Here is an 18941-nt window from a genome sequence, read left to right on the forward strand (position 1 = left end):
GATAGCGCCACAGGGTGTGCGGCGGTGAGGCGAAAGATGTCGCCCACAGGGTGGGCTCCTACAGGGGGCAGCGAGGTCTTAGACCTCGGCGTCTTCCTTATACGCATCGATGGGGATGCAGGCGCACATGACGTTCTTGTCGCCGTAGACGTTGTCCACGCGCGACACCGGCGGCCAGTACTTGCTCAGCTTCAGCGAAGGCAGCGGGAAGGCGGCCAGTTCACGCGGGTAGGCGTGGGTCCACTCGGTGCCCGTGACCATCGCCGCCGTATGCGGGGCGTTGCGCAGCGGGTTGTCCTCGCGGTCCAGGCGGCCATCTTCCACGGCGCGGATTTCGTCGCGGATCTGGATCATGGCGTCGATGAAACGATCGAGCTCGTGCTGCGATTCACTCTCGGTCGGCTCGACCATGAGCGTACCGGCCACCGGGAACGACAGCGTCGGGGCGTGGAAGCCGAAATCGATGAGGCGCTTGGCCACGTCTTCGGCACCGATGCCCGTGGCGTCCTTCAGCGGGCGCAGGTCGAGGATGCACTCGTGCGCCACCAGGCCGTTACGGCCCGTGTAGAGCGTCTTGTAGTGCGGGGCGAGGCGCTTGGCGATGTAGTTGGCATTGAGCAGGGCCACCTGGGTCGCCTTGCGCAGGCCTTCCGTGCCCATCAGCGTGATGTACATCCACGAGATCGGCAGGATCGATGCGGAGCCGAAGGTCGCGGCGCTGACCATGCCCACTTCGCCTTCGCTACCGAACGCACGCGGCAGGAACGGTGCCAGGTGCGACTTGACCGCGCACGGGCCGACGCCCGGGCCGCCACCGCCGTGCGGGATGCAGAAGGTCTTGTGCAGGTTGAGGTGCGAAACGTCCGAACCCCACTTGCCCGGCTTGGCCACGCCGACGAGGGCGTTCATGTTGGCACCGTCGGTGTACACCTGGCCGCCGTGCTTGTGCACGACGTCGCAGATGGCGACCACGTCTTCCTCGAACACGCCGTGCGTCGAGGGGTAGGTGATCATGATGGCGGCGAGGCGGTCCGAGTACTTCTCGGCCATCTCGCGGATGTGCTCGACGTCGACGTTGCCGTTGGCATCGCAACGGGTGACGACGACGGTCATGCCGCACATCTGCGCCGAAGCCGGGTTCGTGCCGTGGGCCGATTCCGGGATCAGGCAGATATCGCGATGGCCTTCGTTGCGCGAGCGGTGGTAAGCGCGGATGGCGAGCAGGCCAGCGTATTCACCCTGGGCGCCGGAATTCGGCTGGAGGCTGACCGAATCGTAGCCTGTGCACTCGACGAGCATGGCTTCCAGCTCATCGATCAGCTGCTTGTAGCCCTGCGCCTGGTCGGCCGGGGCCAGCGGATGGATGTTGGCGAACTCCGGCCACGTCACCGGGATCATCTCGGCGGTGGCATTGAGCTTCATGGTGCACGAGCCGAGCGGGATCATGGTGCGGTCGAGCGCCAGATCCTTGTCGGCGAGGCCACGCAGGTAGCGGAGCAGCTCGTGCTCGCTGTGGTGGGTGTTGAACACCGGGTGCTGGAGGAAATCGAGACCACGCACCTGCGCAGCCGGCAGGGCGTCGGCGGTGGCGGCATCGAGCGCGTCGATATCGCTGGCATCGGCACCGAACACGGCGGCGAGCGCGGCGACGTCGGCGCGGGTGGTGGCTTCATCCAGGCTGATGCCGACCGACGAGGCGTCGATCGCGCGCAGGTTGATCTTCGACGCGGCGGCCTTGGCATGCAGGGCCTTCGCGTCGACGCCCGTGATGTGCAGGGTGTCGAAGAAGTCGCCGCCGACCTTCACGCCCGCCTTGGTCAGGGCGCCGGCGAGGATCGCGGTCATGCGGTGCACGCGGCGGGCGATGCGGACCAGGCCTTCCGGGCCGTGGTACACGGCGTACATGCTGGCCATGACGGCAAGCAGCACCTGCGCGGTACAGATGTTCGAGGTGGCCTTCTCGCGGCGGATGTGCTGCTCGCGGGTCTGCAGGGTGAGGCGGTAAGCCGGCTTACCTTCGGTATCCACCGACACGCCGATCAGGCGGCCCGGCATCGAGCGCTTGTAGGCGTCGCGGCAGGCGAGGTAGGCGGCATGCGGGCCGCCGAAGCCGAACGGCACGCCGAAACGCTGGGTGTTGCCGACGACGATATCGGCGCCCCAGCTACCTGGCGAGGCGATGACGGTGAGGGCGAGCAGGTCGGTGGCGACGCAGACGATCGCACCACGCGCGTGGGTGGCGTCGGCGAGCGCCTTGTAATCGTTGATGCGGCCAAAGGTGTTCGGGTACTGCAGCAGCACGCCGAAGCTATCAACGGTGCCGGCTTCGGCATCGTCACCCACGTGTACTTCGATATCCACACCGTCGGCGCGGGTACGCAGCACTTCGATGGTCTGCGGGTGCACATCCTTCGACACGAAGAAGACCTTCGACTTCGACTTGGCCGAGCGCTTCGCGAGCGTCATGGCTTCTGCGGCGGCGGTGGCTTCGTCGAGCAGCGAGGCGTTGGAGATGTCCATACCGGTCAGATCGGTGACCATGGTCTGGAAGTTGATCAGCGCCTCCATGCGGCCCTGCGAGATCTCGGCCTGGTACGGCGTGTAAGCCGTGTACCACGCCGGGTTCTCCAGCACGTTGCGCAGGATGACGTTCGGGGTGAGGGTGCCGTAGTAACCCTGGCCGATGAAGCTCTTGAAGACCTGGTTGCGGTCAGCCACCTTGCGGATCTTGGCCAGGGCCTCTTCTTCGGTCACTGCGCGAGGCAGGGCGAGCGGGGCAGGCGACTTGATCGAGCCGGGGACGATGGCATCGGTCAGCGCATCGAGCGAGCCGTGGCCAACGACGGTAAGCATCTCGGAGATTTCGGCATCGTTCGGGCCGATATGGCGTTCGATGAACGCGCCGTGGTTCTCGAGATCGCGCAGCGAGGGGGTGTTTTTCTGGCTCATGGCGTAGGGGCGTCCGGAAATACGTGCCGTGCCGGCACGTGGGGCGCCCCTCTGTCCTTTTGCCTGAGAGTTTGGGGGTGGGTACCCCTTGCACCTTCGGCGCCGGATTGAACCGGTCTCTCCAGAGTGATGTGCCGCGCGATGGTATGGGAGCCTGAGCGATTACGGGCGTTGCGCCTTCGGCAGCGGGTCCATCCGCTTCTCCCACCGTACGGTAGGGCGGGGATTATACAGCCAACCCAAGCCCGCGCGGGGGTAGCCCGAAGCACCATGCTGGTGCATTCGGGCCGCCATTTACCTGGCCACGCTCACCACGGTGCCGGGCCTTCCTTGCCGGTGAACGACCCGCTCGGGGCCGCGTTGGCCTGAGTGGCGAGGCGAACGATCTCCTCGGCGCCTTCCTCGACCGTCTGCGGGCCGCTGTTGCCGTTGAGGTCGGTGGCCGTATAGCCCGGGCACACCACGTGGACCTTGATGCCGGTGTCCTTCAGTTCATCGGCCAGGATCACGCTGGACATGTTCAGCGCGGCTTTGGAGGCGTTGTAGCCAATGAGCTTGACCGCGGCGTAGTCCCAGCTGGGATCGGCGTTATAGGTGATGGAGCCGAGCCGGCTGGAAACATTGAGGATCCGGCCATCCGCCGACTTCTTCACCAGCGGCAGCAGGGCCTGGGTGGCGGCGATCGTGCCGAAATAGTTGGTGTCGAAAATGCGGCGGACCGCGTCCAGGTTCGCTGTGCTGACATTGCCATCGCCTTCGAGGGCAACACCTGCGTTGTTGACGAGGACATCGATGCGGCCCTCGCTGGCTTCGATCTGGGCGGCGGCCGCGGCAAGCGAGGCCGAATCAGCCAGGTCGACCTTGATGAAGCGGACATCCAGGCCTTCGCCCTTCAGGGTGTCCGCGGCCGCCTGGCCACGACCGGCATCGCGGGCGCCGAGCAGCACGCGGTGGCCCGCCCGGCCCAGCTGGCGGGCGACTTCAAAGCCGATGCCCTTGTTGGCACCGGTGACGAGGGTGATGCGTTTCGGCTGACTCATGCAAAGGATCCTTGTTGAATAAGTGATGGGTAGCCCCATCCCTAGATCTGGGAACCTTCTTTCGGCTTTTACATTCGCATATGCCTGTAGCCCCATCTGACGCCTTAAAGCCCCGAAAAACCCCACGGCAGGCGCGTTCAGCCGCCACCGTGGACGCGATTTTCGAGGCAACGATTCAGGTTTTGCTCGCAGATGGGTATACGGGGCTGACAACGACGCGGGTAGCTGCACGGGCGGGGGTCTCCGTAGGCACGATGTACCAATACTTCCCTCACAGGGAAGCGCTGCTTTATGCGGTGCTCGAGGATTACCTCGAGGATGTGCTGGTGGCGATGGAAGAGGCGTATCAGCGCTATCGCGGAACGCCGATCGCTGAGATGGCCGCCGGGCTCAGCCGCGCCTATCTCGAAGCCAAGTTGAGGGGAATGCCGGGGTCTCGTGCGCTCTATGTGGTAGCCGCCGAGCTGGAGACGACGGGTCTGGTCGATGACATCGTGAGACGTGCGGATGACGTGATCGCGCGCCTTCTTTCCACGGCATCGGATGTAACGTTCGACAGCCTCGCGATGGTGACGTACGCATTGCGAACCATGATGGTGGGAACGGTTCGCGCGGTACTGGAAGATGATGGTTCGCCCGAGGCCGCTTCCATGCTTTGTACTGAGCTTCCTGTGATGTGCCAGGCTTACCTTGTTGCGGTGGCGAAGCCCGCGCCTTAAGGCAGCGGGTAGTGAACTTTCTCGTAGGCGTATAGAGCGTCGAAGATCAGGCCGAGAAGGCGGTTCTGTGGGTGGCTGCTGTCCGACGCGCCCCATTTCCCGAGCTGAGTGACAACGGCCAAGGCGGCGTCGTAGTCACTTTCAGAGCGAATCGGTTGGACTGTGGACGGATCTTCGTACGGCCCCCAACCTGATAGGCGTGGTTCTCTTACGCTGATTTGTTTCATCCAACGTCTCCTGTTGCAGGGTTCATGCGTGATCACTGCTTCAATGAGCCTAATCTTCGTCGCTCTCGCGTTGCCAAGCACTGGGCACCGTCCGCTCGCTAGCGTAGGTGTTGGCTGAATGCTTGTAGTCCCTGTGAGGTGATTCTCAACGTTCGCGAAACACGGTTCCCTCGAGCGCTTCATTCTGGCTGGAGTGGGTGAGGTACGATGAGCCAACGCGACGGTCGAGGGAGTTCCTACAGTATGAAAGCGGCCTTACTTGTAGTGGACATGCAGCAGGACTTCTTCGCGCATCAGGCGCTTGCCGGGCAGCGCGATCGACTGGTTGTATGCACAAATGATTTGGTCGGCGTGGCCAGGGCTAATCAGTGCCCTGTGATCTGGGTTCGGCAGGCGTTTCGCGCAGACTTGGCGGACGCTCCGCTTGAAGTTAAACGGCTGGGCCTCAGGATCACGATTGCCGGGACGGATGGAGCGCGACTGATCACTGGGCTCGATGTTTCGAGTGCGGACGTGCAGGTGGAGAAGACGCGTTACAGCGCATTCTTTCGCACTGGCCTGGAGGATCAGCTGGCTTCGATGGGATGTAGCGTGCTCATCATTGCTGGTATCAATACGCACGCCTGCATTCGCATGACGGTTGTGGATGCCTACCAGCGGGATATGGACGTGATTATGGCTCGTGAGTGCATCGCTTCTCACGATCTGGCGCATCACGACATGACGTGGGCGTATCTCGATGGAAAGATGGCGCGCGGGCTGTCCAATGCGGAAATCGCCGACCTTCTCGTGAGATAGCTGGTGCCCCGGTGTTCGCCTGATTGAGTACCGACTCGCTCAGCTTCCCTTCGCGAGCACAAACGTCGTCACCAGCGGCAGCGTAACGTTCCGGTTGTTATCGTGAAGCACGACACGGACCACCCAGGTGCCTGGCATGTCGGTGCTTTCGCCGATGAAAGCGACGCCTGGGCGTGCCGCAAAGAACTGCTCTGGGCTGCCTTCGATGGGGTCCTTGTAGCAAGGTAGCGCGGTCTCGTGGACCGATGCCGTACCGTCGGGTCGCAATACGTCGATATCACAGGTCACGTCGGCCGTGTTGTCCTTCAGGCTTGGGTTGCCGAACAGGATCACGACAAACAGCTTCTCGCCAACATGGACCCTGCTTGTTGTCTTGATGACGGGCGTCGTGCCGGACGGGGTGGCCCATGCTTTCTGCCAGTCTGCATCGGGCGTTGTCAGGAGCAAGCCGCTGAAGCCGTCGACCTGGCCTTGACTGGACGTGCCAGACGCGGGCTTCTGGGTGCCCGGCGCCTGCTTCGTGCTGAGCGCAGACGAAGGCGGGGCCATCACGGAGAGTGCAACGTACGCCAGGGCACTGCGGATCACAGTGGCAGCGACTCGTGCGAACAAGGGCTTGGGGTTCATCCGTGATGCTCCATAGCGAGTGAGCCGGATCATACCCATGGCGTGGACCCGTGCGAAAGGCATTCGGATGATCCAGAGCGGCGTGGTTACCGATGAGCAGGCGGGCGCTTGTGCCCCCTCACGCCTTCCCGATATTGTCCATGGCAACTATCGGGAGACGTGGCATATGGGGAAGGTAACCAGGGAGGGTGCGAAGCGCGCCCGTGCGATGCTTGTGGTGGCCATGGCGGCATGCCTGCCCAGCAGCTATGTTCTCGCGGCGGACGGCCCGAAGCTGACGCCGGCCATGCGCGCTGCGGTGGTCACGCATTTGGAAGCCGAGCTGAAATCTCGGTACGTGTTTCCCGACGTCGCCGGGCACATCGCGACGGATCTTGCCGCGAACCTGAAAGCAGGGCGCTACGACCAGGATGTGACGACGGAGGCGTTTGCCGACCACCTCTCCCGTGACATCCGTGCCTCGGGCAATGACCGGCACCTGATGGTGCAGTTCGCGCCGAAATTCCGTTCGCCGCCCGCGGGCGATCCGCCGCCGCCTACCAAGGCTGATCTGGATGAAGAGCAGGCCTGGGTGGACAAGGATGGGGCGGGGATTGCCGCCGTTCGTCGGCTCCCCGGAAACATTGGCTATATCGACCTGCGCCAGTTCCCGCCGGCCGACTTTGTCGTCCCGCGTTACAAGGCGGCGATGCAGCTTCTCGCCGGGTCGGAAGGCATCATTATCGACCTGCGTCAGAACCTGGGCGGTGACCCGCATGCCGTGGCGCTGCTCCTGAGTTACTTCTTCCGCGAGAACGACGGCCGCCACCTCAACGATATGTATTGGCGCAAGGACGGCAGCACTGACCAGTTCCATACCTTCCCCGTCGACGGCCAGCGCCTGCTGGCACCCGTGTACGTGCTGACGTCGGCGCGCACCTTCTCGGCAGGCGAAGAGGCGGCCTACGATTTCCAGACCCAGAAGCGCGGCACGCTGATTGGTGCGACCACCGGTGGTGGTGCCAATCCGGGTGGCATGTTCGCGCTAAGCGATGGCTTTATTGCCTTCATTCCGGCTGGTCGAGCTATCAATCCCGTGACGAAAACCAACTGGGAGCACGTGGGCGTCAAGCCGGATATCGAGATTGCACCGGAGAAGGCGTTCAGCACCGCCTATAGCAAGCTCATCGACCTTCAGTTGAAGGCGGCGAAGGACCCGGAAGAGCAGGACGCGCTTCGCAAAGCGCTCGGTGACGCCGATCACGTCGAGGCGCCCGTGCCTGATTACACACCATTCCATCACGATTGACAGGTTCAGAGCTTCTCGACAGCGAGCCTGAGCCCCAATCCGATAAACAACGTACCAAGGCCACGCTGCAACCAGCGCGTAGCGGCGGGCCGATGCAGGAGCGCACGCGTCAGTCGCTCCGCGGCACCAACATACGCAAGGCTCATCGCCAGCCCGATGGCGCTGGCGATGAGGCCGAGCAAGAGTAGGTGACGTACCGAGTGGGGATCCCCAGGGTTGATGAATTGCGGTAACAGCGCGATGTAGAACAGCGCGACCTTGGGATTTAGCACGTCGTTGAGGAAACCCTGCCACACGTGTTGCATCGTGCGGGCAGCGGGTCGGCCGGCCTGGGTGGTGGCGAAGCCGGACCTGGTACGCAGGGCTTGCCACCCCAGGAACAGCAGGTAGGCGGCACCGATGTACTTCACGATGGAGAACGCCGTCGTCGAGGTGAGCACCAAGGCCGATAACCCCGTCACGGCCGCGCACAAATGGAAGTACGACCCAAGGTTGATCCCGAGCGCGGCCCAAACCCCCGCTCGCCTCCCATAGGCCATGGTCCGGCCAAAAAGGAACAGCATGTCGGGCCCCGGAACGAGGAAGAGCGCGACACTCGCACCGGCGAAGAGGAGGCAGGTGTGCAGGTCCATGCGGGCAGGTAGACCTAAAGCGAGGGAAGGACGGTACGAACGTGGGCTTCGAACAGCTGCAGTAGACGCGACGGGTGCTTGCGAGCCGTCTGCACGGTAATGCCCACGGAAGGCAGCATCGGCAATCCGCTGGCAGGCGCAAGCACCTGCAGATCGGGAGGCACGCCAGTGAGCGTCATCACGGTAATGGCCTGGCCCGAACGCACGACCGCGGTGAGTCCGGCAACACTGCCACTGGCATAGGCGATGCGATAACGGCGGCCAGCCTTCTCCAGGCTCGTCGTGGCCGCAAGGTGATCGAGTGCATCCGGGTCGGATAGGGCGAGTTGCAGTGGGTCGCGTCTGTGCGCGTCGCCTCCCTTGGCGGCCACCCAGACGAAGGGTTCGCAGCGCAGGAACTGTTCGCGATGCGGGCTATCCGGCAACGACACCACGGCTATATCCAGCGACTGCTCTTTGAGCTGTTCGACAAGCCGCGGCGTAGAGGCGCACACCACCTCAATAAACACCTGCGGATGCTGTCGCGCAAAAGTCTCAAGCAATTCCGGCAGAAAAATGCGCGCGTAATCGTCAGGGCAGCCGAACCGGATGCGACCCGAGAGTGCCGTGCCGGTGAGTTCCGCGACTGCTTCGTCATGGGCGCGGAGGATTTTATGCGCGTGCGCAAGCAGGCGTTCGCCGTGGGCGGTCAAGGCAATGCCACGCCCTGTCCGATTCATTAGCGGCTGGCCCATGGCATCTTCCAGCTTCTTGATCTGCTGGCTGAGTGCGGCCTGCGTTCGCCCGACATGATCCGCCGCGCGGCTCATTGCGGCCGCGTCGGCAATCGCGACAAAGTTGCGGAGCAGGGCGATATCGAGCCTGAGCGTCATGGCCTCATGCTAAGGCAAAAGCGACACGCTGCAAGGTTCTGGCGTAAGGTACAAGCCACGCTTATGGCCCGCATTAGAACTTCTTGCTGCCCGTGGCGAATGGGCTGTGATTAAGATCGGGCCACTCAAGGGGACACCATCGATGGAAGGGCGAACGATGCACGCAATCGTGAAGCAGGGTTGTCTGGCAGTTTTTATTGGTGCGGCACTGGCGGGCTCTGCCTCCATGGTGCGTGCCCAGGATGCGTCGCTGGTCGCCAAGGATGATATTCCCCAGAAGTTTGAGGATGTCATTCCCGGCGGTAGGGACTATGTCCGGCGCGAGGTCATGGTGCCCATGCGCGATGGCACAAAGCTCTTCACCGTGATCGTGATTCCCAAGGGTGCGAAGAACGCCCCCATCATCCTTACGCGCACGCCTTACAACGCGGCTGAGCGTGCAGGTAATCCGAAGGCTACCTCCATGGCCACGGCGTTGCCGCCGCCGGATGCCATGTTCGTCGAGGCGAAATACATCCGCGTTTACCAGGATGTTCGCGGCAAGTATGGCTCCGAAGGCAAGTACGTGATGATGTACCCGCCGCGGGGCCCCTTGAATCCCACCAAGACCGATGAAACCACCGATGGCTGGGACACGATCGATTGGCTCGTAAAGCACGTGCCGGAATCGAATGGGCGCGTCGGCATGATTGGCTCCTCGTACGAAGGCGAGACCATCGTCATGGCCCTGCTCGATCCGCACCCGGCGCTCAAGGCCGCCGTGCCGGAGAGCCCGATGGTCGATACCTACATGGGCGACGACTGGTTCCATTACGGCGCGTTCCGCCAGATGATGCTCGGCTACGTCCACATGCAGACCGTGCAGAAGGGCGAGGGCGCCGTCACGCCCACCGACACCTATGACAAATACGAGGAATACCTGCGCGCCGGATCGGTCGGGGATTACATCCGCAGCCGCGGCCTCGAAAAGCTGCCGTTCGTGGCGCGCATGATGGAACACCCCGCGTACGACGACTTCTGGCAAGGCCAGGATCTGGCCCGTCGCCTCGCTGCCAAGCCGTCCAGCGTACCAACCATCTGGGAGCAGGGCCTGTTCGACCAGGAGGATATGTGGGGCGCCAACCATGCGTGGCTCGCCCTCAAGGCAGCGGGGCGCAGTGCGAATAACTGGCTGGTCATGGGCCCGTGGTCGCACAGCCAGGTCAACGGGAAGGGCTACGCCGTTGGCGCGTTCAAGTGGGAGGGCGATACCTCGCGCCAGTACAACCGGCAGATGGTGATGCCGTTCTTCGAGCAGTACCTGCAGGACGGGCAGCCGGCGAAGCTCGCCAGGGTGAATATCTACAACACTGGCGCCGATCGCTGGGAAACCTTTGAGGATTGGCCGACTGCTTGCGCGAGTGGCTGCGGCACAGGTCTGAAGCCGCTTTACCTGGCGAAGGACGCAAGCCTGTCGTTCGATAAGCCTACCGACGGCCAGGCCGCCGATACCTACGTGAGCGATCCCGCCAAGCCGGTGCCGTTCTTGCCGCGCCCGGTGCTCGATCCTTTCTACGGTTACGGTTCCACCTATGCAGGGTATCTCCCCTGGAGTTCTTGGCTGGTGCACGACCAGCGCTTCGTCGACGGGCGCAGTGATGTGCTCAGCTACGAGACGCCTGTACTCACCTCCGCAGTACATGTGCAGGGCATCCCAGTGGCCGACCTCAAGGCGATGACCACCGGTACGGATGGCGATTTCGTGGTGAAGCTCATCGACGTCTTCCCCTCATCGGTCCCGAGCGATGCCAGCATGGGCGGCTACCAGATGGCGATCGCCATGGACATTCTCCGTGGCCGTTACCGCGAGAGCTTCGAGCACCCGAGCGCCATTCCGGCCAATACCCCGCAGACCTACAAATTCGACCTGCCTAACGTAAATCACGTATTCCAGCCCGGACACCGGATCATGGTGCAGGTGCAGTCCACGCTGTTCCCGCTATATGACCGTAACCCGCAGACCTACGTGCCGAATATCTTCAATGCGAAGCCGGGCGACTACCGGGCGGCGACGATTTCGGTGCTGAGGTCGGATAGCCAGCCGAGTGCCGTGTGGTTGCCGGTGGTGGGGCACTGAGAGGGGCTGCACCGGGAGCTGGCTCACGCTATCTTTCCCTAATCGCGGGAGGGCTTAGTGGGTATGGCTTATCGAATCCTGATCATTGGCGGCACGGGGCAGGTCGGCGCGGCGGTTATTCGCGCGCTGCTTGCGACGCCGTCGTGTGTCGAAATCGTCATGGTGAATCGTAGGGAAGTCGGGATTGCGGCCGATCCCCGGCTGAGCCAGGTGGTGCTGGACACGAGTGCTGCTGAATTCGCTGACGAGGTGGCGCGGCGTGCGCGCGACCTGCTCGCGCTGGGCGAGCCCGTTTACGCGGTCTCTTGCGTCGGTGTCGGAAGCGGTAGCGCGAAATGGTCCGAGGACCAGTTGAAGGCGCTGGAGATCGGTGTCGTAGGTAGTTTCGCCCGGGGGTGCCATGTCGCTGGTATTACCCACTTCGCATTGCTGTCGGCGGTAGGCAGCAATCCAAAGAGCCGCTTCCGTTACGTGCGCGTGATGGGCATGAAGGAAGCTGCGATCGAAACTATCGGATTCAAGCGTCTCGCGATTTTCAGGCCCGGGATCATTGCTGGAAACGCGCACACGCCCGGTTACGTGGCGTGGCTTGGCCGGCTCGTGCCGGGGCGGTTCGGAGTGGTTGAGCAGGACGATATCGGCCGAGCGTTCGTCGCTGAGTTCAATGCGGCTGATGGGGGAAGTGGGGTAACGTATCTTGAGAACGGCGAGATGCGACGGATGTCTCGATCGGCCTGATCGAGCAGTTAATGGAGGTGGCATGCGACACGGATATCTTGGTTACCTGGGTTTCGCGCTGGCAATGGCTTGCCCGTCGTGTGGAATCGCTGCTGAGGCAAAGGCGCCTGCTCACCCTGCGGCTGCAACCACGATCACGCTTGAGCGCAGCATGTGCTACGGGGCGTGCCCGGCTTATAAAGTGACGATTCACGGCGATGGCCGCGTGCACTATGAAGGTGAGCCCGGTGGGCCTCCGCGTGCGGCTCAGCAGCCCGGCGATTTCGGCCCGGGTTATACGGTAGTCGTGGGTGGAAGCCATGATGACCGCATCCCCTCTACTGAGATTTCCGTCTTGCTTGCGCGGTTTCGCGACGCGGGATTCTGGGATCTCAACGATGAGTACAAGGCTGCCGTCACCGACGTGCCGACCTACACCGTCACGCTTTCGAATGGCTCGCGTACCAAGTCCGTCGTCGATTTCATGGGCTCGGAGGTGGGCATGCCTGCTTCGGTGACGGCCTTGCAGGATGCTATCGACAAGGCGGCCCATACGGATCGATGGACGAAAGGTACCGCCGAGCTCATTCCGTGGCTGGAGAGGAATGGATTCGACTTCCATTCCGATACGGCGGCACAAATGGCGGTGGCTGCTGAGAAGCGCTTTGCCGACGAAGGCCTGGTTACCGCCTTGATCGACCGCGGCGCGCCACTCGAAACACCGGTGTCGGACGACTCGGCATTCCAGGAGACTTCGCCCGAAGGTGAGCTGGCGGGTTTGACCTTGTTAAAAGTATCGCTGAGGCGCGGGCATGCGCAGGTTTTCAATCGCCTGGTCGATCGCGACTGGCTTGGTCGCTGGGACAGGGTTGAGGCAGGGCGGGAATTTGCTCGTAGATCGGCCGGTTGCTCACCGGCGATGGTAGATGCGGCAGTCGCTGCGGGTATCCCGGTCGACGCCGTGACGATTGCATTGCCAGCGTACAGTTCTACGGATGTTGGTGGCGCGACGGCGCTTGCGAGCTTGCGGAGTGACTACGCGTGCTATCGGGAGGATGGGGCGCGAATTCCGACGGTCAGGGCGCTACTTGAGCGGGGCGCCGATCCGAATCATCGCGACGATGAAGGGCGGCCGCCGTTGTGGGGTGTGGAAAGCATGGAGTTCGTCGACCTGCTCCTTGCCCACGGCGCGGATGCGACGATCACGGATAATCGGGGCAACAGCCTGATCTTCGGTGCCAGCAATGAGGAGGTCGTGCTCCGGCTTCTCGAGGCTGGCGCGAGCGTTCAGGGGAGGGATTCGCAGGGAAGATCCCTGGCTGCGCGCATGGCGGAGTCGCCCATGCCTCAGGTAGCTGCGTGGCTCAGTGCCCACCCCGAGGCGTCGCAGAAGTAAGCCGCAATGGTCAGTCCTGCTTCATGGCTGGGCAACTTGCGCCGCCCTGCGTGAATGAGTCAGGGGTGACTGGACTTACCGCCTGGAAGGACACTCATGCACCGTTCCTTGTACCAATCGCGGTATAGGGCCGGGTCGCCGCCGGACGCCGAGGCGTACGTGTAGTCCGCGATTTTCTTCAGGTTCGCAATGTTTTTCGCGTCCTGTCCATTCGACATGTCGCTCAAGAAGTCATCCTCGGAAACCCCCTGGTCCTGGGCGCTTCGGGCCTTTCCTGCGATATCCGCGCCGATCGCACACTGCTCTTCGGGCGTCAGTGGGTGCGAGCCGGCCTGCTGTGCATGGGCTGCCTGGGTGGCTACCAGGAAGACCATGGCGGTGACGAACTTGTTCATCGTAACGATTTACCAGTTTGACCCGGCCGCAGGTACGTTCGGCCGGTGAAACAAGAAGTAGGCGGCTGGTATGAAGTAGAAAACCATCCAGTGCCCCGAAAAGAGTCGGACTTCAGTCGCCTTTAGCGCGGAGTATTCAGCGAGCGTGAGTGTGCGAACCACCGCACCATGAACCTTGAGGACGTACTGAGCGCCCTGCTGGACGGCATTGCCGCCTCCTGTCTGAATGATCGAGATACCGAAGTTGACAACAGCGTACGCAAAAAGTGCGGCGCCGAAAGCGACGACCCACGGGGGAAGATCCTTCGAAGCGTTGGTGAGCGTGACGCGGCCGCCGTACTCCTTTCGCACGGCAAGGATGAACGGCACGAACACTGCAAAGATGCCGGCGTGAAGCGCCCAGGTGGCAGGGAAGGTCGTGGCCACATCGATGCCTGCAAGAGCCGAGATGTGAACGGCGACGGATGCCAGAAATCCCACGGCGGCCAGCGTGCCGATCAGCCTTTGTAGCGTTGCGTTCATTCCGGCATGGTCTTTGAGCCACATTGTGGTGCGGATCATACGCCTGGCATGGGGCGGCGCAAGGAGCATCGCTCGCGCCTATCTGGGATGGCTAGCCAAGGCGGCTCACTTGTCGCTCGTGCGTGTACTTGCGGGCTTCGGGCTAAATGTGACGTGGATCAGCGCCGATCCATTGCTTGCGGCTTCGAATGTCCCGGTGTGAGCGTTGTAGTGGAGGACGTCGCCTGAGACCGCGCCACCCGTTTGCTTTTCGGCATGGGCTGAGCCGGTGAGGACTGCCAACCCCGTTTCGACGTTGTAGTCGATTTTCTGAGCATCGGCGGTCATTCTGAGGTTTGCGTCGTCGAGTTGCTCTACGTGGGCATTTTCTCCCGTGACGACCACGCGAGAGAGTGCGCTATCTTGGTTCGTATACATGTCTGCGTGTGTTCCGGTGACCTTGAGGGTCCCTTGGGTAATTACCACGGAGCCATCGAGCTGGGATTTGCTATCCGGGCCGATGTCACCGGAAAACTTATTGCCGTCCGCCTTGGCAGGAACGGTTCGGTCGGAGGACTTCGCAGTAGCCAGGGGCGATACGCAGATACATCCGACAGCCATGAGTATGCCAAGGCAGGAAAGCGTCGTTCGCATGGTCATCATCCTTGTGTCTGTTCGGTCGCTAACTGTCATCTCCTACCGCTCCGGCCGACGGTCGTTACGCCTTGGCGCCGCGGCGAGGATTCCCTCTGGAATCGCACCGGCAAGACAGAGCGGAGCGGCGAGTTCGCCGAGACCCCAGGCCTTCGCCAGATGCATGCCGAATACGTTATCGAGGCCTATTGGCAGTAGAACGATCAGGCCGAAGGCGGCGAGGATGCCGACGAAGGCGCCGCCTCGCAGTGCGGCCAGGCGATAGGAGTAGAAGCGAGCGGTCATCCGTAAGTACCTCGCGCTGGTTTTCGCGGATGGTACGCCTGGGTGGGGGTGGTGCAAAGGGCATTGCGCGCAAGCGCGCTCATACAGGGGGCGTGGAGTTAGGTGGGCTTGGGGAGCCAGGATTGCATGAAGGCTTCGAGCGTTACGCGGGGCGGTACCGTCAGGCCGGCTGCATGCACGAATGCTTGTGAGGCTTTGAGGAAGGCTTGCTTTGCACGTGCGCTGTCCATGCGGGCGGTGGCTTGTTTCTGCCGGAGCTGCACGATGTGCGCGGAAGGCTGGCCGGGTTTGGAGAACTTCGCGTAGCGGCGGAGTTCATCCGCAGCGGTGGTCGTGTCACGCGCGGCGCGTTCCATGGCCGCGCGGGCTTCTGACGCCTGGGCGAGCAGGGCGGTGGCCTCGGGCGAAAGATCGGCCGGGGTGGGGCTCTTGTGATCGACCATGCGTTTCTAAACCCCGGAAAAAACAAAGCCCCGCATCGCTGCGAGGCTTTGTCTTATAATTGGTGCCCAAGAGAGGACTCGAACCTCCACGGTTTTACCCGCTAGTACCTGAAACTAGTGCGTCTACCAATTCCGCCACCTGGGCAGGTGTCCCGGTCGCAGCAGTTGCTGCCCCGTGAGCCGCGTAGATTAGGCAGGTCAGATACACTTGTCAACGATTTTTCAAAACGGGAAGTAAAAATTGTTACTTCCCCCCTTCAAGGTCCTTACGTGACGAAGAAAAACAAAGGTTCCGGTGCCCGCAAGGGGCCCCGTAAGCCCAAGGCCAGCCGCCCCGGAAAGGCGCTGGCCAAGTTCCGCGACGGCTTCCCGGCCCCTGCGGTCGCCGATCCGCACGCCGCGCGCGAAGCGCAGCGCTATGAAAACCCGATTCCCAGCCGCGAGGCGATCCTGGCGCTCCTCGAGGAGCGCGGCGAGCTCATGCTGGCCGAGGACATCGCCCGCGCGCTCCGCCTGTTCACCGAATACGAGATCAACGCGCTGGATAAGCGCCTTGGCGCCATGGTTCGCGATGGCCAGTTGCTGCGTAACCGCCGCAATGGTTATGCCCCGGCGCAGAAGCTCAGCCTGATCCCGGGCCGTGTCATCGCCAACGCCGAAGGCTACGGCTTCCTGCGCCCGGACGAGGGCGGCGATGACCTCTACCTCTCGCCGTCGCAGATGCGCAGTGTGCTGCATGGCGATCGTGTGCTTGCCAGCGTCGTCGGCATCGATCGCCGTGGCCGCCGCCAGGGCGCCATCGTCGAAGTGCTGGAACGCCGCTCGCCGCGCTTGGTCGGCCGCGTGGTGGTCGAGAATGGCGTGACGCTTGTCGAGCCTGACGACCGCCGCCTGCACCAGAACATCATGATTCCCGCCGGCCGCGATGCCGGTGCCCGCTCGGGCGAAATCGTGGTCGCTGAGATCACCGACCCACCGACCCCGCACCGCGGCCCGATGGGCACGATCCGCGCCGTTCTGGGCGAGCGCCTGCAGCCGTCGCTGGTGGTCGAGATGGCCATCGCCAGCCACGACCTCCCGCACGAGTGGCCGCCGCAGGTCATCCGCCAGGCGGAGGAAGTAGAGCCGAAGGTCACCGCCGCCGAGCGCCAGGGCAAGGTCGACATCCGCAACCTGCCGTTGGTCACGATCGATGGCGAGGATGCCCGCGACTTCGATGACGCGGTGTACGCCGAGCCGCTGAAGCAGGGTGGCTTCCGCCTCATCGTTGCCATCGCCGACGTGTCGCATTACGTGCCCGAAGGCACGGCGCTCGACGCCGAAGCCTACGAGCGCAGCACGTCCACGTACTTCCCGGGCTTTGTCGTGCCGATGCTGCCGGAGACCCTCTCCAACGGCATCTGCTCGCTGAACCCGCGCGTCGACCGCCTGTGCATGGTCTGCGACATGGAAGTGGATGCGGAAGGCGAAGTGCAGCATTCGAAGTTCTACGAAGCCGTGATGTACTCACACGCGCGCCTGACCTACACCAAGGTCTGGCAGGCGGTCGGCGAGCACAACGCGGCCGTGCGCGAAGAAATCGCCGAGGTGCTGCCGCAGGTGGAAAACCTGCACAAGCTGTACAAGGCGATGGCGAAGGCACGCAAACGCCGCGGTGCCATCGATTTCGAAACGCCGGAAGTGAAGTTCCGCCTCGCGCCGTCGGGCGATGTGATGGCCATGGGTGCCAGCGACCGCAACGATGCGCACAAGCTGATCGAGGAATGCATGATTGCCGCCAACGTGCAGGCGGCGAAGTTCCTCTCCAAGCGCAAGATCCCGGCGCTGTACCGCGTGCACGCGCCGCCGCCGGTCGAGAAGTACGAAGACCTGCTGCAGTTCCTGCGCGAGTTCAAGCTGAAGCTGCCGCCGAACGATGAAGTGACGCCGGCCGACTTCTCGGCATTGCTGAAGAAGGTGCACGACCGCCCCGAGGCCGAGCTGATCCAGTCGGTGCTGCTGCGTGCGCAGAGCATGGCGGTGTATCTGCCGGCTAACAACGGGCATTTCGGCCTTGCGCTGGAGGCCTACGCTCACTTTACGTCGCCGATTCGCCGCTATCCCGACCTGCTGGTCCATCGCGCCATCCGTTACGCACTCACCAAGGGCAAGCCCGCGGATTACGTGTACAGCGAAGCGCAGATGGAAAAGATGGCCGTGCATTGCTCGCAGCGCGAGCGCCGTGCGGAAGAGGCCGAGCGCGATGTGGATGAGCGCTTCAAGTGCGCGTGGATGGAAAAGCACGTGGGCGAAGAGTTCGCGGGCACCATCACGGGCGTCACGTCGTTCGGCTTGTTCGTGGAACTGGCCGCATCGCGCGTCTCCGGCCTCGTGCACGTTTCGCAGCTGCCGAACGACTATTACAAGTTCGATCCGGTCCGCCACCTGCTGGCGGGTGAGCGCACCGGCGCACGTTATCGCCTGGGCGATTACGTGAGCGTGCAGGTGCTCCGCGCGAGCATGGAAGATCGCAAGATCGATTTCCGCCTGAAGGCTCGCCTGGAGTCGCTACCGAAGCCCGCCGCACCTGCGCCCGTCGCTTCCGCACCGGCGGCACCGTCAAGCGCCGTGGCCCAGGTCGGCAAGGCCATTGGCCGCGTGGTGAAGAAGGTGGCCGAGAAGCTGGCGGGTAAGAAGCCTGCGGCGAAGCCGGTCGTGGAGAAAGCGCCCGTGACGAAGGCGCCGGCACCGGCCGCGTCGAAGCCCACCGCCGCCAAGGCCCCCGCGTCCAAGGCTCCGGCCGCCAAGGTACCCGCCGCCAAGCCGGTGGCCGCCAAGCCACACGCTGCCAAGCCGCAGGTAGCGAAGGCGCAGCAGGCGGGCAAACCGGCACCCGCGAAGCCCGTGGTTGCAGCGAAGCAGCCGGCAAAGTCGCACCAGGCCGCCCAGCCCGCCTCGAAGCAATCGGCTGCCAAGCCGCCGCTCGCGACGAAGAAGCGCCCCGAGGTTGCCTCGGCCGCGTCGGTCACGGATCATCCGCTCCCCGCGCTTCCGCCGCTGCCTGCTGTAAAGAAGGCTGCCGGCGCGAAACCGGCCGCCACCAGGACGGCGGTCAAAGCCCCGGCAAAGAAGGCGGCGCCCTCGCAGGCACCTGCAAAGAAGGCCGCGGCGAAGAAGCCGGCAGCACCAGCGGCCGTCGCCAAGCAGGCGCCGGCAAAGAAGGCGGCCGCGAAAAAGGCCCCCGCGAAGAAGGCAGCGGTGAAGAAAGCCGCGCCGCGTACGAATAAAGGTAAGTCGTAAGTT

General features: G+C 63.2%; 17 protein-coding genes, 1 tRNA gene and 1 riboswitch. Of the genes, 7 read left to right on the top strand and 11 right to left on the bottom strand.

The annotated features are described in order from the left end of the window. Positions 1 to 78: 78 nt before the first annotated feature. The gene (gene gcvP, locus L2Y96_RS08295) at positions 79 to 2949 is read right to left on the bottom strand and encodes an aminomethyl-transferring glycine dehydrogenase (protein ID WP_247335420.1); all 2871 of its coding nucleotides are present in this window, start codon (positions 2947 to 2949) and stop codon (positions 79 to 81) included. Between the two features lie 41 nt (positions 2950 to 2990). Further along, a riboswitch (glycine riboswitch) is annotated at positions 2991 to 3084 on the bottom strand. Positions 3085 to 3257: 173 nt separating this feature from the next. Beyond that, complete coding sequence (locus tag L2Y96_RS08300) at positions 3258 to 3989, bottom strand: SDR family oxidoreductase (protein ID WP_247335423.1); 732 nt, start codon at positions 3987 to 3989, stop codon at positions 3258 to 3260. Between the two features lie 149 nt (positions 3990 to 4138). On the opposite strand from L2Y96_RS08300, the gene L2Y96_RS08305 reads away from it, so the two are divergent. Further along, entirely contained in the window at positions 4139 to 4708 is a 570-nt protein-coding gene (locus L2Y96_RS08305; RefSeq protein WP_247335433.1) for a TetR/AcrR family transcriptional regulator, read from the top strand. A gap of 470 nt (positions 4709 to 5178) precedes the next feature. After that, on the top strand, positions 5179 to 5733 hold the full coding sequence (locus tag L2Y96_RS08310) for a cysteine hydrolase family protein (RefSeq protein WP_247335436.1): 555 nt from the start codon (positions 5179 to 5181) through the stop codon (positions 5731 to 5733). A 39-nt stretch (positions 5734 to 5772) separates the two neighbouring features. Here the strand turns inward: L2Y96_RS08310 and L2Y96_RS08315 are convergent, their stop codons facing one another. Further along, complete coding sequence (locus tag L2Y96_RS08315; protein ID WP_247335437.1) at positions 5773 to 6360, bottom strand: hypothetical protein; 588 nt, start codon at positions 6358 to 6360, stop codon at positions 5773 to 5775. Between the two features lie 166 nt (positions 6361 to 6526). Between L2Y96_RS08315 and L2Y96_RS08320 the strand changes: the two genes are divergently transcribed. After that, the gene (locus L2Y96_RS08320; protein WP_247335447.1) at positions 6527 to 7648 is read left to right on the top strand and encodes a S41 family peptidase; all 1122 of its coding nucleotides are present in this window, start codon (positions 6527 to 6529) and stop codon (positions 7646 to 7648) included. Between the two features lie 5 nt (positions 7649 to 7653). Here the strand turns inward: L2Y96_RS08320 and L2Y96_RS08325 are convergent, their stop codons facing one another. Then, positions 7654 to 8280 carry a LysE family translocator gene (locus L2Y96_RS08325; RefSeq protein ID WP_247335450.1) on the bottom strand — a complete coding sequence of 209 codons (627 nt, stop codon included), beginning with the start codon at positions 8278 to 8280 and terminating at the stop codon, positions 7654 to 7656. 14 nt (positions 8281 to 8294) lie between these two features. Beyond that, positions 8295 to 9152, bottom strand: coding sequence for a LysR substrate-binding domain-containing protein (locus tag L2Y96_RS08330; protein ID WP_247335453.1), 858 nt, complete (start codon positions 9150 to 9152; stop codon positions 8295 to 8297). A 157-nt stretch (positions 9153 to 9309) separates the two neighbouring features. Between L2Y96_RS08330 and L2Y96_RS08335 the strand changes: the two genes are divergently transcribed. The 3 genes from L2Y96_RS08335 (at position 9310) to L2Y96_RS08345 (ending at position 13381) form a co-directional block, all read left to right on the top strand. Continuing rightward, positions 9310 to 11268, top strand: a complete 1959-nt coding sequence (locus tag L2Y96_RS08335; RefSeq protein WP_247335469.1) for a CocE/NonD family hydrolase — start codon at positions 9310 to 9312, stop codon at positions 11266 to 11268. Between the two features lie 63 nt (positions 11269 to 11331). Beyond that, a complete protein-coding gene (locus L2Y96_RS08340; RefSeq protein ID WP_247335474.1) occupies positions 11332 to 12006 on the top strand; it encodes a Rossmann-fold NAD(P)-binding domain-containing protein in 675 nt (224 codons plus the stop codon). 22 nt (positions 12007 to 12028) lie between these two features. Further along, positions 12029 to 13381 carry a DUF6438 domain-containing protein gene (locus L2Y96_RS08345; RefSeq protein ID WP_247335475.1) on the top strand — a complete coding sequence of 451 codons (1353 nt, stop codon included), beginning with the start codon at positions 12029 to 12031 and terminating at the stop codon, positions 13379 to 13381. A gap of 59 nt (positions 13382 to 13440) precedes the next feature. Here L2Y96_RS08345 and L2Y96_RS08350 read toward each other — a convergent pair whose 3' ends face one another. From L2Y96_RS08350 to L2Y96_RS08375, 6 genes are all read right to left on the bottom strand, one after another. Then, complete coding sequence (locus L2Y96_RS08350; RefSeq protein ID WP_247335478.1) at positions 13441 to 13776, bottom strand: hypothetical protein; 336 nt, start codon at positions 13774 to 13776, stop codon at positions 13441 to 13443. Positions 13777 to 13785: 9 nt separating this feature from the next. Then, entirely contained in the window at positions 13786 to 14337 is a 552-nt protein-coding gene (locus L2Y96_RS08355) for a hypothetical protein (protein WP_247335480.1), read from the bottom strand. A 66-nt stretch (positions 14338 to 14403) separates the two neighbouring features. Further along, positions 14404 to 14931, bottom strand: a complete 528-nt coding sequence (lptA, locus tag L2Y96_RS08360) for a lipopolysaccharide transport periplasmic protein LptA (protein WP_247335482.1) — start codon at positions 14929 to 14931, stop codon at positions 14404 to 14406. A 42-nt stretch (positions 14932 to 14973) separates the two neighbouring features. After that, positions 14974 to 15216 carry a hypothetical protein gene (locus L2Y96_RS08365; RefSeq protein ID WP_247335483.1) on the bottom strand — a complete coding sequence of 81 codons (243 nt, stop codon included), beginning with the start codon at positions 15214 to 15216 and terminating at the stop codon, positions 14974 to 14976. A 98-nt stretch (positions 15217 to 15314) separates the two neighbouring features. Next, positions 15315 to 15659: a hypothetical protein gene (locus L2Y96_RS08370; RefSeq protein ID WP_247335485.1), complete on the bottom strand. Its 345-nt coding sequence runs from the start codon at positions 15657 to 15659 to the stop codon at positions 15315 to 15317. A 60-nt stretch (positions 15660 to 15719) separates the two neighbouring features. Continuing rightward, a tRNA-Leu gene (locus tag L2Y96_RS08375) sits at positions 15720 to 15804 on the bottom strand. Positions 15805 to 15929: 125 nt separating this feature from the next. On the opposite strand from L2Y96_RS08375, the gene rnr reads away from it, so the two are divergent. Further along, positions 15930 to 18938, top strand: a complete 3009-nt coding sequence (rnr, locus tag L2Y96_RS08380; protein WP_343218443.1) for a ribonuclease R — start codon at positions 15930 to 15932, stop codon at positions 18936 to 18938. Positions 18939 to 18941 lie beyond the last annotated feature (3 nt).

Source organism: Luteibacter aegosomaticola, from assembly GCF_023078475.1.
Taxonomy (GTDB): domain Bacteria; phylum Pseudomonadota; class Gammaproteobacteria; order Xanthomonadales; family Rhodanobacteraceae; genus Luteibacter; species Luteibacter aegosomaticola.

Bases quoted from the DNA above. Each gene is read 5' to 3' on its own strand.
- gcvP (WP_247335420.1), bottom strand. From the start codon at position 2,949: ATGAGCCAGAAAAACACCCCCTCGCTGCGCGATCTCGAGAACCACGGC.
- L2Y96_RS08300 (WP_247335423.1), bottom strand. From the start codon at position 3,989: ATGAGTCAGCCGAAACGCATCACCCTCGTCACCGGTGCCAACAAGGGC.
- L2Y96_RS08310 (WP_247335436.1), top strand. From the start codon at position 5,179: ATGAAAGCGGCCTTACTTGTAGTGGACATGCAGCAGGACTTCTTCGCG.
- L2Y96_RS08315 (WP_247335437.1), bottom strand. From the start codon at position 6,360: ATGAACCCCAAGCCCTTGTTCGCACGAGTCGCTGCCACTGTGATCCGC.
- L2Y96_RS08320 (WP_247335447.1), top strand. From the start codon at position 6,527: ATGGGGAAGGTAACCAGGGAGGGTGCGAAGCGCGCCCGTGCGATGCTT.
- L2Y96_RS08325 (WP_247335450.1), bottom strand. From the start codon at position 8,280: ATGGACCTGCACACCTGCCTCCTCTTCGCCGGTGCGAGTGTCGCGCTC.
- L2Y96_RS08330 (WP_247335453.1), bottom strand. From the start codon at position 9,152: ATGACGCTCAGGCTCGATATCGCCCTGCTCCGCAACTTTGTCGCGATT.
- L2Y96_RS08335 (WP_247335469.1), top strand. From the start codon at position 9,310: ATGCACGCAATCGTGAAGCAGGGTTGTCTGGCAGTTTTTATTGGTGCG.
- L2Y96_RS08340 (WP_247335474.1), top strand. From the start codon at position 11,332: ATGGCTTATCGAATCCTGATCATTGGCGGCACGGGGCAGGTCGGCGCG.
- L2Y96_RS08345 (WP_247335475.1), top strand. From the start codon at position 12,029: ATGCGACACGGATATCTTGGTTACCTGGGTTTCGCGCTGGCAATGGCT.
- L2Y96_RS08350 (WP_247335478.1), bottom strand. From the start codon at position 13,776: ATGAACAAGTTCGTCACCGCCATGGTCTTCCTGGTAGCCACCCAGGCA.
- L2Y96_RS08355 (WP_247335480.1), bottom strand. From the start codon at position 14,337: ATGATCCGCACCACAATGTGGCTCAAAGACCATGCCGGAATGAACGCA.
- lptA (WP_247335482.1), bottom strand. From the start codon at position 14,931: ATGCGAACGACGCTTTCCTGCCTTGGCATACTCATGGCTGTCGGATGT.
- L2Y96_RS08365 (WP_247335483.1), bottom strand. From the start codon at position 15,216: ATGACCGCTCGCTTCTACTCCTATCGCCTGGCCGCACTGCGAGGCGGC.
- L2Y96_RS08370 (WP_247335485.1), bottom strand. From the start codon at position 15,659: ATGGTCGATCACAAGAGCCCCACCCCGGCCGATCTTTCGCCCGAGGCC.